The sequence below is a fragment of the Bacillus sp. AF62 genome, from assembly GCF_050312695.1.
GTDB classification, from domain to species: Bacteria; Bacillota; Bacilli; order Bacillales; family Bacillaceae_G; genus Bacillus_A; species Bacillus_A cereus.
Map to the genome: position 1 here is coordinate 1 of NZ_JBNPJZ010000062.1, position 13,183 is coordinate 13,183.

Sequence of the window (13,183 nt, forward strand, 5' to 3'; positions counted from 1 at the left end):
CTTGAAAATAGCAGACAGAGTTGCTTATTGGCAGGTGTAGCGATTTTATTAAAAAGATTTTAAACAGGTTCTAAGACCATTCTTTTCTAATTCTTTTAAATGATAATGAATTTTCGCCCTTGAAATGCCGAATTTCTCAGAGAGTAATTGTCCAGTATAAGGACGTTCGCATAGACGTATCATCATTTCGGCACGTAGTGGATCGCTTAATGCTTTTAGTTGGCTATAAGTAGTTAGTGTTAATACGGGCTTCAACATGATCAACTCCTTGAATTAAATTACTCGGTCAATATTATTTGACTGAATTGTATCAAGGATTCTATTTATTTTCAATACTTTCAGAAAATTTCTTTTTTTACTCTGTAATCTTCTGTTCATATTCCGTTCATATTTCTTTTTTATGATTAGTGCATAGAAAGAGAGAGGAAGGAGCGAGCGAAATGTTTTTAGCTCTGCGTGAATTGAAACAATCAAAATTAAGATACGGATTAATCGGACTCATTATGGTGTTACTATCATTTTTAGTCCTTGTTATTTCAGGATTAGCAAATGGATTATCATATGATAATGCTTCATCGATTCAAAATATGGAGGCAAATAAGTTCGTTTTAGCAGATGATGCGGAAAATAAATTACTTCGTTCACAAATTAAGAAAGACGATGTAGATAATGTAGTAAGTCAAGTAGGCGAGAAAGAGGCAGTTCCGTTTCGTGTGAAAGTTTCAACATATGAAAAGAAAGATAGTTCGAAAAAGGTTGATATCGCTATTTTTTCAAGTGAACGCGATTCATTTTTAGAACCGAACATTGTAAAAGGTGAGAAATTAGGTACAGCAAATAATGAAATGGTTGCTGATGAATCAATTAAAGAAAAAGGAATCGATATTGGGGATACAATTATCGATCCTGTTTCAAAGAAAGAATTTACAATCGTCGGATTTACGAAAGATCAAATGTTTAGCCATACACCAGTCGTTTATGTAAATGAAGACGTATGGGGATCTATTTCACAACCAAACCAAAAAGATTATAGTGCAATTGCACTTAACACAGATAAAGAAATTAAAAATGCTCACGTTATCGATAAAAAAGAAGTACTGCAAAGTATTCCAGGATTTAAAGAAGAGCAAGGAACTTTAACGATGATCATTGCGTTCTTACTTGTGATCGCTGCGTTATTAATCGGTGTATTCTTCTATGTTATTACACTACAAAAAACACAGCAATTAGGTGTATTAAAAGCAATTGGTACGAAGAACTCGTATTTAGCAAATAGTTTAGTCGTACAGGCGTTATTCTTATCAGTCGTTGCGATGGTAATTAGTATCGTGCTTGTACAAGGATTAGAACAAATTTTACCAGTGGGTATGCCGTTCTTATTAACAACACCGATGATTGCACAATACGCAGCAATCTTTATCGTAATTAGTATTTTAGGAACACTTATTTCGTTATACCAAGTATTAAAAGTTGATGCATTAGAAGCAATTGGAGGCGGGATGTAATGACTTCATTATTGAAATTAGACAAAGTAAGTAAAGTGTACGGAGAAGGGAATACGGAAGTAACAGCCCTTCATCCGATGTCGCTTGATGTGAAAGCTGGAGAGTTTATCGGAATCGTCGGTCCTTCTGGATCAGGGAAAAGTACATTATTATCAATCGCGGGTGCACTATTATCACCGTCAAAAGGGGATATTTACATTCGTGAGCAAAATATTACGAAGCTATCAGAAAAGGAAATGACAGACATTCGTTTGAAAAAAATCGGCTTCATTTTCCAGTTCGCAAATCTTGTTCCATATTTAAATGTGAAAGAACAATTGCTTTACATTGCAAAGCTAAAAAAAGAAAGTAAACAAGAATCAGAAAAGCGTGCGGATCATTTATTAGCGGCATTTGGATTAGGAGAAAGAAAAAATCATTATCCAAATCAACTATCTGGTGGGGAAAAACAAAGGGTAGCAATTGCTCGTGCGTTCATGAACAACCCAGATTTAATATTAGCGGATGAGCCAACGGCAAGCTTAGACTCAAAACGCGCACGTGAAGTTGTTGAAATGATGAAACGGGAAGTGAAAGAGAGCCAAAAAGCAGCAATTATGATTACACATGATGAAAGAATGCTTGATGTATGTGATCGTATATTGACGCTTCGAGATGGACAGTTAATATAAAAAAAGGAAAACCGTACCTGTATGTGCGGTTTTCCTTTTTTTAATGGATTTATTTAGAGAATAACGTTTTAATTTTATTACGAGTAAGTAATAAAATCCCGCCTAATACAGATAGCATTCCTAGAGCCATATTGTTTGATTGCTCGCTACCAGCGTTAGGAAGTTCTTTAGCGTTATTGTTTTTAGTACCATTATCTGCTTGCGTTTGTTTAGACTGTGATACTTCATTAATCTTGTTATCAACATTTTGCTTCGTTGTATGTAACTCAGCTAATTTGTCGTCAATTTTTTTCTCAGTATGCTTAAAGTCGTTGATTTTAATATCTAAGTCTTGTTTTTTCTTTGTTAAATCGTCTGAAACAGTTTGTTTCGATTGTTTAATTTCGTTAATTTTATTTAGTAAATCTTCTCTAGCCTTTTGTAATTCAGCTAGTTTGTTTTTTACATCTTGTTTAGCTAGTTCTAAGTTAGCAGAAAGACTGTCTAAATTGCCTTTAATTTTCTTAAGTTCCTCTAACGTGTTACCAGTATTCGGCTTGTTTTCTTTTAGTTCAGCGAGTTTGTCTTCAGCAGTTTGTTTCGCTTTCTTTAACTCAGCTAATTTTTCATCTACTTGTTTTTTAACTTCCTTAAGTTCATTAACCTTTTGATCAATGTTCTCTTTATGTTGCTTCATTTCATTCACTTTTTCATCGACAGTTTGTTTATGTTCTTTAATCTCATTCACTTTGTTATCGATATTTTGTTTATGCTCTTTTACTTCAGCAACTTTATCTTCTACTTGTTTTTTATGCTCTTTAATTTCAGCGATTTTATCTTCGGCGATTTGTTTGTCTTGCTGAAGTTTTGCATCTAACTCTTGTTTATGTTGTTTAATCTCGTTAATTTTTTCATCAGCAACTTGTTTACGTTCATGTAGTTCATTCACCTTAGTATCAACATTTTCCTTAACTTTGTTAAGTTTATTTAATGTTTGATCCACGTTTTCTTTGTGTTGCTGTAATTTCGCATCTAACTCTTGTTTATGTTGCTTAATTTCAGCTAATCGATCTCCCGTACTTTGCTGAGGAGTAGCATCATTTACTTCCGCATGAGCAGAGTTCGCGCCAGCAATCATTGCTAAAGCTAGTGTAGACGCAGCAATTGTTTGTTTTGTTTTCATATTTTTGTACCTCTTTTCTTTCATATGCATGAGCTGTTTTGTGTAAAATTGAGCATATAGAAGTAGATTCTTCCATCATTATATACCATCTGCGCCGTCTAGAGGAAGTATTTGCATAATAATCTATGATTATGTAATTTTTATAATCTCTTATTTCGGATAGGGGAGAACTCTTTAGCAAGATGGACAATTTTTAATATAGTAGAGTTTACATCCTTATTGTTACGAATAACAAACAAATAATCAGCCTCGTTTTCTATAGGATCTACTACGTCTTCATGTAGTGATTCAACTTGTTGGCGGTGGAGGACTTCTTTGAAACTGGAATAGTTTCCCCTAAAAATATTTGTACTTCGTTTACTAAGGGCCACTCTTTCATAAAGTACATCATCTGGGATGTCAAAGTGAACTAATACGCGTATATGTTCCTCCTTCTTAAACCATTCATTTAGCAAATACATTCGTCCGTTTAGGCTTCTATTTGAGTTACAAATAATAAGGTGTAAATTTGTATGTTCTTTCGCATAATCAACAATGAATTTTGAAAGACTGTGCTTTAGTGTATTTGATCCTTCTGTCGGTTGTAATTTTTCATAATGCGTGTTAATAAATTCAGCTTGGTTGTCCTGGTCCATAATAAAAGAATTAGGTAACTCTTTTTCTAGCTCTTTTGCAAATGTAGTTTTTCCACTGTGTGTTTTCCCTACTGTAATGATGACTAATCTTTTCATGACGCCCTCCATTTGTGTTGTTATAAACTGGAATATTCGGTGTAGATCGAAGTCTTCCTGCTAGAGATTACACAAATTGTTGGAGCGTTAGTAGGTTGAAAACTTGACAAAAAAACTTATTTATGATATAATTTACCAATATAAAAATAAGGTGTATAATAGGGTTCTCCTGGCCAGGGGAACCCTATTTTTGTTGTGAAAATGAAGGAGAGTGTATGTGCGTGAAACAAGGTGAAGCAAGTGTAACGTCGTTAGTATCAGCTTTCGGAAGGGCGTATCATAGTGAATTTGATAATCCTAAAATCTTTGATGATTATGTAGCTAAAGATTTCATTTCACAAAAAGAACGTAACAATATTGAAACGAACATGGTTCAAGGGATTCACTTTTTCAATAAAGACATTGCAGAGCAGTTTCAAGACAATCCAAAAGAAATATTAAAATGGATTACGCAAGTTCAGTTATCACCAACACCTTTAGCACGTGCGGCATATTGTGAAAGAGTATTACTACATGAAATTACATTAGGAGCAAAACAATACGTCATACTCGGTGCAGGCTTAGATACGTTCAGTTTTAGACACCGAGAATTAGAAAATAAAATAGAAATATTTGAAGTGGATCATCCTTCTACACAGGCGTTTAAGAAGGAAAGAATAAAAGAAGTAGAACTTGAAGTTCCAAATAACCTTCATTTTGTTTCAATGGATTTTACGAAAGGATTTTCCTATGAACAGTTACGCAATGAAGGATTTGAACATAAAAAGACTTTCTTTAGCCTTTTAGGTGTTACGTACTATTTAACGAAAGAGGAACTTGCTAGTTTAATAGAGTGCTTGTTTGAGATGATTCCAGAAGGGAGTTCTATCGTTTTCGATTATCCCGATGAAAACTTATTTACGGAAAAAGGGTTGTCTAACCGAGTTGAAAATATGGTAAAAATGGCAGTGGTAGGCGGAGAACCGATGAAGTCATGTTATTCTTATGCTGAAATGGAAGCACTGTTAGAGAAGGCGGGCTTACTCATTTATGAGCATTTATCACCAGAGGATATTGATGTATTATATTTTGAAGGACGAAACGATTATTTAGAAGCTTTTGAGACAGTACATTATGTACATGCGGTAAAAAGGTAGGAAATTAGTAGGCATGGGGAGGAATCTCTGTGTCTTTTTTGTATTACATTCACTGCCCTTGAATAAAGAACAGTAAAACCCCTAAGTATGTAGAACTTTGATTTTTATTACAATTTTGTAAGGTTAAGTAATAAAAATCGATAGAATTAGATAAATGAATGGGATATTCTGAGTGACGGAAAGAATATTCTGAAAAAAGGGGTAGGACAAATGAAGAATAGACAAAAAGCGTCGATAATATGCAAAGGTATTTTATGTTTAATTATTTGTATGTTAATTACGAATGAAGTGTGGTTTATGAAAATAGCGAGGGCAGAATCGGGTACATTGACTGATAGGAGTATAGAAAACTTTAAAAAAAAGCTGGATGAACAGATACCAAAATGGCAGGAGAATTATGAGGTACCAGGGGTTGCAATAGGGATTGTACATGAGGGGCGTATTGCTTATACACTTAACTACGGTTATGTAGATAAAAAGACAAAAAAAGCGGTGAGTGATGATACTGTGTTTCAGGCTGGTTCCATATCTAAAAGCCTTACAGCGTGGGGAATCTTGCATCTTGTAGATGAAGGTCGTTTATCACTAGATGACTCCGTTGGAAAATTTCTAACCAAATGGAAATTACCTAATTCAGAGTTTAATAATAATGAAGTCACGATAAGAAGATTGTTAAGCCATACAGCAGGGCTGTCTGCACATAAAGGATACCTTGGGGTTGCACCAGGAAAACATCTTGATTCTATCGAGGAGTCTTTGTCTGGAAAAGGATGGCTTAATGAACCAGTGGAGGTTACCAATAAACCAGGTTCAGAAACAATATACTCTGGTGGAGGATATACAATTTTACAACTTGTAATTGAAGAGGTTACTGGAATACCGTTTAATCGTTATATGGAAGAACAAATTATGAAACCTTTGGGAATGAACTCTAGTTCATTTTTACAAAATCCTGAAAACCCTAACCTTTCGAAAGGCTATGGATATTTTGGAGAGGAGCTCCCTAGTTACCAATTTACCGAACAGGCTGCTGCAGGCCTCAAGACAAATGTTACGGATATGATGACATTGATACTTGCAAGCATGGATGCAAATAATAAAGGGAGTGGTGTCATCAAAAGTGAACGTGTTGAAGAAATGCAAAAGCCAGTATTAGGGGAGAATGGTTTAGGTATATTTGAAAAAAAACTATCTAATCAATGGAAATTACTTTATCATTCTGGTGACAATCGAGGCTGGCATTCTTTTTATGGTTTCATTCCTAATACAAAGGATGGATTGGTAATCCTTACAAATGGTGAAGGTGGTATAGACTTACGACAGGATATTTACCATGCATGGATTGAACAGGAAACTGGAAAATTACCTGAAAGTTACTTCCCTCTAGCTGAACAGAGAAACAACAACTCCATTACATCAATTGTTATTGGAGCCACACTAGGTGTATACTTGCTACTATTTGTAATTAGATTGTACAAAGGTAGAAGAACTTTCATTTTTAAGCAAGAGAAGAAATCCTACATCGGATTAGTAGTTAGGACATTTTTACTTATTATTACTGCTATTCTCGTTTTTTGTGCTGCCTATTTGTGGAGGGGTTTCAGCTTGAATTCCGGTAATACAATAAATTTTATTCTAATAATGGTATGGATTATAACATTATTAATTAGTGGATTTTTCCCGAAAATTAGAAGTAATAAAAAACAACGTATGAAAATAAAAGATTTAACATCAAAATTTACATTTATGTAATGTTAAAGACTAAAAAGCTAGATTGGCGCGAATTGCTAATTGTGGAGTGTGCAAAAAAGACAAAACCTCTTAAAAAACACTTAATTTTTTATTCCATTAATCTTTACAATCGCCCCCTATAATGTGAATTGGACAAGCACCTAAGAGAAAGCAGAACGTGTCAGTTTGTACATTCTATTATTAGGGGGAGAATTTGTATGAAAAAGACGGTTGCTTCGTTAGCAGTTATGACTGCATTATTACCGACGTTTTCAGTGCATGCGGAAGGGAAAGAGCAAGTCCGAAAATCAGCTACAACTTTTAACGTTATTAGTGATATTCAAGGGGATTTAGGGGATTTTGATCATGTGCTAAAAGATATGAACAAAGTGACGCCACTTTCTAGAGCGCTTATTATCAATGGGGATATAACGCCGACTGGACAACAGTCACAATATGATGATGTAAAGCGTGTGTTAAATAAAAATAAGCATCCAGAAAATGTATGGTCTACTGTTGGGAATCATGAGTTTTATGCTGGTAAATGGACAGCGGATGGGAAACTCTCTCAAAGTACATGGCCAAATGGTGTAACGGAAGAAACACTATTTGGTCGCTACTTACAATTTAGTGGACAAGAAAAGGTATATCATAAAAAAGAATTAGATGGCTATCCACTTTTATTTTTAGGAACTGAAAAATATATGAAATACCACGATTCAAAAATGTGGGACGAAGTATATATGAGTGATGAGCAATTAGGTTGGTTAAAACAAAATTTAGAAGAGTATAGTCAAAAAGATAAAAATAAGCCAATCTTTATTTTCTCTCATCACGTTTTACCTGATACAGTATCTGGATCAAGACAATCACCATATTTACAAGATTATTTAAACGTGGATAAATTGTACGATATATTAAAAGACTATCCGCAGGTTGTTTTCTTCACGAGTCATACACATTGGGATTTAAACTTACCTGACTGGGCTGGTAAAAAGAAAATTACAGGCGGAGATGAAAAAGGCTTCACTGTTGTAAATACGGGCGGGATTGAAACAGGCTGGATGTCAGCAGGACCAAATGGAGGAGAGAAAACTGCTCCAGATGGCTATTCATTTAAACAAGGGTTACAAGTGAAAGCATATGGTAACGATGTAATTGTGACAGCTTACGATTACAAACGTGATAAGGATATAAAGAAGTTATTAATTAGTGATTCAAAAATTGCGCAGATGGCACCAAATGTAACGGCAGATGATCGTAAAAATATAATTGTCGGTGCAAATGAATATATGGAGTATTCTATAGAAGGAACGAATGAGTGGCATACGTATAGTCAAGCAAATCCTCCGAAATTTGATGGAGATAAAGTCGTATACGTACGCCATAAAGGTGAAATGAATTTAGAGCCGGGATTAACACAGTTACTTCGTTTTTCGGTAAATAAGTGATTGGAGGGAGTCTGCATTTGAATGTGTGGGCTCTTTTTTTGTTGATGAGAAAGGGGTTGCCTGTCTGTCGTTTTTTGTCGATAGATCGATATATTAAGAAAATCGTTGATATACTGCAAGTTACGATCGATATATTTGAAAAATCGTTGATATATTGTAAGTAATGAACGATATATTTAAAAAATCATTGATATAAATTTCATGTACCGTAATTAAGTTAAAATCATTAATACGGTTTTACTTATCAAAATGAAATTCTAATACATTTTTAACCGAGAAAGATGACTTCACCATTTTTACGTGTAATAATAGTAACGTTACATATATTGTGAAAGAAGTACAAAAGGAGCGTTACAATGAATTTAGCTAAATTCCCGAGAAAAAAATATACAGAATCATATACACCAATTGAAAAGTTAAACAATTTTTCTGAAGCACTTGGTGGCCCGACTATTTATTTTAAACGAGATGATTTACTTGGTTTAACAGCCGGTGGCAATAAGACGAGAAAGTTAGAATTTCTAGTTGCAGATGCACAGGAAAAGGGTGCAGATACGTTAATTACAGCTGGTGGTATTCAGTCAAATCATTGCCGCCTGACACTTGCTGCTGCGGTAAAAGAAAAAATGAAATGTATTCTTGTATTAGAGGAAGGGCTTGAGCCAGAAGAGAAGAGAAACTTTAACGGAAACTATTTCTTATATCACTTATTAGGTGCTGAGAATGTCATTGTTGTACCGAACGGAGCAGACCTGATGGAAGAAATGCATAAAGTAGCAAAAGAAGTAAGTGAAAAAGGTAGTACACCATATGTAATTCCAGTTGGTGGATCAAACCCTACGGGCGCTATGGGATACGTTGCTTGTGCGCAAGAAATTATGGGGCAATCATTTGAGCAAGGAATTGATTTCAGTTCAGTTGTTTGTGTAAGTGGTAGCGGCGGTATGCATGCTGGTTTAATTACTGGTTTTTCTGGAACACAAAGCCATATTCCTGTAATCGGGATTAACGTAAGTAGAGGAAAAGCTGAGCAAGAAGAGAAAGTAGCAAAACTTGTAGATGAAACTTCAGCACACGTTGGTATTCCAAACTTTATCCCGCGCGACGCTGTTACGTGCTTTGATGAATATGTAGGGCCAGGCTATGCGTTACCAACGCCGGAAATGGTAGAGGCAGTTCAGTTACTTGCGAAAACAGAAGGTATTTTACTTGATCCAGTGTATACAGGTAAGGCGGTAGCGGGATTAATCGACTTAATTAGAAAAGGTAAATTTAATAAGGAAGAAAATATTTTATTCGTACATTCAGGTGGTTCACCAGCTTTATATGCGAATACGTCTCTATTTGCGTAAGTGTAAAAAGCATTGGGTAACCAATGCTTTTTTGTTATATACTGGAATTGTCGGGGAGTAGGAGGAGGATTATATGAACTCAAATTTAAAATGGATCATATATACGGTACTCGGCATTTCTATTCTATTAATCTTATTTGTAGTTTATGGGGTGTATTTGTATTTCACATCTTAAAAGAAAGATCATAATAGAAGTGAACCATTTAGTAAGAAATATAGAGTGAGAAGTAAATCTAAATAAAACCAAAAAGGGATAAATAGGAAAATGTAGAATCTTTATATATAAGATGTTCTGAATTTTTAGATATAAGGTAGAGTGGAGGAAGAAAGATGATTCAATTTCCTATGGAAGATGCTGAACAATTTTTTAGATCCTATAGTATTGGTAGGTTTACAGTTAGTGAAGATGAAGGGAAATTAATTTTTAGTACAAACTTAAATGGTCATTCTAATTTATGGGCGATGGATTTACCCAATTTATCCCCTTATCCATTAACATATTGTAATCAATCAAGCAATTTTATTAAAACGGATTCTTTAAATCAATTTATTTTAGCTGGATTTGATAAAGATGGGGATGAAAATTATCATATTTATGCATTAAAACCAGAGGGTGGTGGATTGCTTGAATTGATTCCAGCAGGAGAGACAGAAAAGGATTACTTTGTGCATTTAACAGAGGATGGGGAACGATTATACTATGTCACAAGTAAAGATAACCCAATGTTCTTAAACTCTCGTTGTTATAATATACGCACAAAAGAAGATACGCTGTTGTTAACTGGTGTGGAGACACCTACATATGTAGAGGCAGTAAGTCCGAATGAATCAAGTTACATTGTTTTAAAGTCATATAGTAATACGTATAATGTAGGATATGTAAAAAAGGGAGAAGAACTTATTTGTTTAGTACCTTCAAGTGAGAAAGAACATACTGTAGGCTCTATTTCTTATATTGATGAAAATACAGTGATTTTCGTTACAAATTATGAAGAAGAGTTTTCCTATGTAGCTTCTTTTGATTTAAATAAACAGGAATTCAAACCAATCTGTAAAATAGAGAAGGAAGATATATCCGATATAAAATGGCATGCTGAAACAAAAAATGGCTACATTGTTTCGTCGAAAGGTGTTACAGATAGGTTATATAAATTTGTATGGGATAAAAAAGAGTTAATTCTATTGAATTCTCCGGTAGATACGATAAGTCAAATTGAAATTACAAAATCGGAAAATTTATATTTACTAGGTGAAAGTGCGACGAAAACAGCAAACATCTATTACAAGAAGAATAGAGATACAGAATGGGCAGCATTAACAAAAAACTATGTTATTGGTCTATCTGAATCTTCTTTTGTTGAACCGGATGTTATAACATATGCCTCTTTTGATGGATTAAACATAGAAGCATTATTATTCCGGTCGAAAGGAGAAGTACAAAACGGATATACAATATTTTGGCCTCATGGTGGTCCACAAAGTGCTGAGACGAAAGATTTCAGAGCATTATTTCAATATTTATTAAGGCAGGGATATAATATTTTTGCGCCAAACTTTAGAGGTAGTACAAGATATGGTTCAACGTTTACAAAAATGATTGAAGGTGATTGGGGAGAAGCACCGCGTTTAGATTGTGTAGCAGGGATCGAATGGTTATTTGAACAGGGGATATCAACTCCTGATAAATTATTTGTTATGGGCGGTAGTTATGGAGGATATATGACCTTATTGCTTCACGGGCGTCATTCAGAGTATTTCCGTGCAGCCATTGACATTTTTGGACCTAGCAATTTATTTAGTTTTATCGAATCTATGCCTGAAAATTGGAAACCGCTTGCAGTTAATTTAATAGGTGATATTAATAATGATAAAGATAAGCTTATACAAGATTCACCAATTACTTACTTAAATCAAATGAATAAACCGCTCCTTATCATCCAAGGGGCAAATGATCCACGAGTTGTAAAGGAAGAATCGGATCAAATTTTTCACGCGTTGCAAGAACAAGGAGTAGATGTAGAATACCTAGTATTAGACGATGAAGGGCATGGATTTTCAAAAAAAGAAAATGAAATATATGTATATCGTCGCATAACAGAATTTTTAGCAAAGCATAAGTAAAAGAAATGGCATTTTACGGGGTATAATCATATCGCTATCAGGCTAAAAATGCAGAGAAATGACAATGAAATTATTGAATAAATAAGAATGAAACAACTTAATCGTTACGTAACAAAAACGCTATTCTTTCCCTATAATCATAGGAAAGGATAGCGTTTTTGTTGTGAACTTATTGATTTTGTATGAACTGGAATTGTTGTCTAAAGAGTTACAACAGATTTTTTTATAAATTGAAAGACAAGGAGACGAACTTGGATGGAGTATTGGAAGCGCACAATAAATATATTGAGGAGTACATGTTTGAAAACATTAAATCAATGGAAAATGAAATATTTTGTTGGAATGTCTGAGCTGCGGACCAATTCTATCACTTTAATTAACTAAAAGAAGAATTTCCCCATCCCGATTAGACTACTAATCATTCCTATTCCACTCATGGTGCTTTTTCCTGCTGTAAATAAGTTTCCAAGCATTCCTAGCTGACCGTTACCTCCGTTATTTCCCCATCCCATTGGGGCCCACGGACTACCCCATCCTGGAGGGTTTCCAAAAACACCCGAGTTATTGGTATTGATATGAAAAGGCTTGGCTGGCGGAGATAATAAAGCGGCAAGATGACCTTGTGCAAACATCCCTGCATGATTGAATGGTTGGGCCCAGGGGAAGGGAGGTTTTTGAAAATTAAAACCTGCATGGCCTGGTAATGGAGTCCAATTGGCAGGATGACCTTGTGGTATTATCCCTGCATAATTGATTGGCTGCTGCCCCCAAGAGAAGGGAGGAGGTTGGGGATTGAATCCCGTATAATTGGCTGATGAATCCCAACTAACTGGATAGACTCGATAACTCCAATTCTCAGGAATCTTCAAATCATTCATTACCTTAGATTTAGTTATTTCGGGCTGTGAATATAATGAAATTTGGTTAGTATATTGTTCTCCGTTTCCCTTTGAATTCAAATACCAATATTGGTGCATACGCTTATTCTCCTCACTTTAAAAATGTAATGTTAGACTTAGCCTATGTAATATTCCTTTTTATGGATGGTTACATAACTAGATCTACAAGCCTGTATTTAAAGGAATGGGTGTGTGGACTTGTTGATTTAAAGTTTCACTTTATTTTAGAAGGGTATTTTCAGTTGCTTCTTTTATATATTTCAGCCTAATTTAAATTCCGTTAACAAACGTTTTTATAAAGGTTTCATCAACAAAAAGATTTTAAAATGGTATGTTGAGCAAGTGGAATTGCTAAAAAGAGAATATCCATTCGAAGAGTTTGGCAAAATACTGCAAGGGTAATGTTTTCTTGTGCAAATATGTA

The 13,183-nt window shown here is 34.6% G+C and carries 10 protein-coding genes and 1 pseudogene; 7 read left to right on the forward strand and 4 right to left on the reverse strand.

The features are described from left to right. Window positions 1-72: 72 nt before the first annotated feature. Window positions 73-255: pseudogene (locus ACQRBL_RS14130) on the reverse strand (ArsR/SmtB family transcription factor); the annotation flags it as partial. Window positions 256-440: 185 nt separating this feature from the next. Here ACQRBL_RS14130 and ACQRBL_RS14135 point away from each other — a divergent pair. Continuing rightward, window positions 441-1,505 carry an ABC transporter permease gene (locus tag ACQRBL_RS14135; RefSeq protein WP_023522472.1) on the forward strand — a complete coding sequence of 355 codons (1,065 nt, stop codon included), beginning with the start codon at window positions 441-443 and terminating at the stop codon, window positions 1,503-1,505. Beyond that, on the forward strand, window positions 1,505-2,176 hold the full coding sequence (locus ACQRBL_RS14140; RefSeq protein ID WP_000202606.1) for an ABC transporter ATP-binding protein: 672 nt from the start codon (window positions 1,505-1,507) through the stop codon (window positions 2,174-2,176). Before ACQRBL_RS14135 ends, ACQRBL_RS14140 begins: the two co-directional genes overlap by 1 nt. Before the next feature lie 49 nt (window positions 2,177-2,225). Here ACQRBL_RS14140 and ACQRBL_RS14145 read toward each other — a convergent pair whose 3' ends face one another. Together ACQRBL_RS14145 and ACQRBL_RS14150 are read right to left on the reverse strand one after the other, a co-directional pair. Then, complete coding sequence (locus tag ACQRBL_RS14145) at window positions 2,226-3,338, reverse strand: LPXTG cell wall anchor domain-containing protein (protein ID WP_411996543.1); 1,113 nt, start codon at window positions 3,336-3,338, stop codon at window positions 2,226-2,228. Window positions 3,339-3,478: 140 nt separating this feature from the next. Beyond that, on the reverse strand, window positions 3,479-4,069 hold the full coding sequence (locus ACQRBL_RS14150; protein ID WP_098376955.1) for an AAA family ATPase: 591 nt from the start codon (window positions 4,067-4,069) through the stop codon (window positions 3,479-3,481). Between the two features lie 215 nt (window positions 4,070-4,284). Here ACQRBL_RS14150 and ACQRBL_RS14155 point away from each other — a divergent pair, with 215 nt between their 5' ends. The 5 genes from ACQRBL_RS14155 (at window position 4,285) to ACQRBL_RS14175 (ending at window position 11,860) form a co-directional block, all read left to right on the forward strand. Then, window positions 4,285-5,205: a class I SAM-dependent methyltransferase gene (locus tag ACQRBL_RS14155; RefSeq protein WP_078993926.1), complete on the forward strand. Its 921-nt coding sequence runs from the start codon at window positions 4,285-4,287 to the stop codon at window positions 5,203-5,205. 210 nt (window positions 5,206-5,415) lie between these two features. Then, a complete protein-coding gene (locus ACQRBL_RS14160; RefSeq protein WP_097987350.1) occupies window positions 5,416-6,957 on the forward strand; it encodes a serine hydrolase domain-containing protein in 1,542 nt (513 codons plus the stop codon). A 197-nt stretch (window positions 6,958-7,154) separates the two neighbouring features. Next, window positions 7,155-8,387, forward strand: a complete 1,233-nt coding sequence (locus ACQRBL_RS14165) for a DUF4073 domain-containing protein (RefSeq protein ID WP_411996542.1) — start codon at window positions 7,155-7,157, stop codon at window positions 8,385-8,387. Window positions 8,388-8,743: 356 nt separating this feature from the next. After that, window positions 8,744-9,739, forward strand: a complete 996-nt coding sequence (locus ACQRBL_RS14170; RefSeq protein ID WP_097920659.1) for a D-cysteine desulfhydrase — start codon at window positions 8,744-8,746, stop codon at window positions 9,737-9,739. 330 nt (window positions 9,740-10,069) lie between these two features. Next, window positions 10,070-11,860 carry a S9 family peptidase gene (locus tag ACQRBL_RS14175; RefSeq protein ID WP_411996541.1) on the forward strand — a complete coding sequence of 597 codons (1,791 nt, stop codon included), beginning with the start codon at window positions 10,070-10,072 and terminating at the stop codon, window positions 11,858-11,860. A gap of 380 nt (window positions 11,861-12,240) precedes the next feature. On the opposite strand, the gene ACQRBL_RS14180 is transcribed toward ACQRBL_RS14175, so the two are convergent. Further along, window positions 12,241-12,837: a hypothetical protein gene (locus tag ACQRBL_RS14180; protein ID WP_023522462.1), complete on the reverse strand. Its 597-nt coding sequence runs from the start codon at window positions 12,835-12,837 to the stop codon at window positions 12,241-12,243. Window positions 12,838-13,183: the final 346 nt, after the last annotated feature.

Bases quoted from the DNA above. Each gene is read 5' to 3' on its own strand.
- ACQRBL_RS14140 (WP_000202606.1), top strand. From the start codon at position 1,505: ATGACTTCATTATTGAAATTAGACAAAGTAAGTAAAGTGTACGGAGAA.
- ACQRBL_RS14135 (WP_023522472.1), top strand. From the start codon at position 441: ATGTTTTTAGCTCTGCGTGAATTGAAACAATCAAAATTAAGATACGGA.
- ACQRBL_RS14175 (WP_411996541.1), top strand. From the start codon at position 10,070: ATGATTCAATTTCCTATGGAAGATGCTGAACAATTTTTTAGATCCTAT.
- ACQRBL_RS14155 (WP_078993926.1), top strand. From the start codon at position 4,285: ATGTGCGTGAAACAAGGTGAAGCAAGTGTAACGTCGTTAGTATCAGCT.
- ACQRBL_RS14180 (WP_023522462.1), bottom strand. From the start codon at position 12,837: ATGCACCAATATTGGTATTTGAATTCAAAGGGAAACGGAGAACAATAT.
- ACQRBL_RS14165 (WP_411996542.1), top strand. From the start codon at position 7,155: ATGAAAAAGACGGTTGCTTCGTTAGCAGTTATGACTGCATTATTACCG.
- ACQRBL_RS14170 (WP_097920659.1), top strand. From the start codon at position 8,744: ATGAATTTAGCTAAATTCCCGAGAAAAAAATATACAGAATCATATACA.
- ACQRBL_RS14160 (WP_097987350.1), top strand. From the start codon at position 5,416: ATGAAGAATAGACAAAAAGCGTCGATAATATGCAAAGGTATTTTATGT.
- ACQRBL_RS14150 (WP_098376955.1), bottom strand. From the start codon at position 4,069: ATGAAAAGATTAGTCATCATTACAGTAGGGAAAACACACAGTGGAAAA.
- ACQRBL_RS14145 (WP_411996543.1), bottom strand. From the start codon at position 3,338: ATGAAAACAAAACAAACAATTGCTGCGTCTACACTAGCTTTAGCAATG.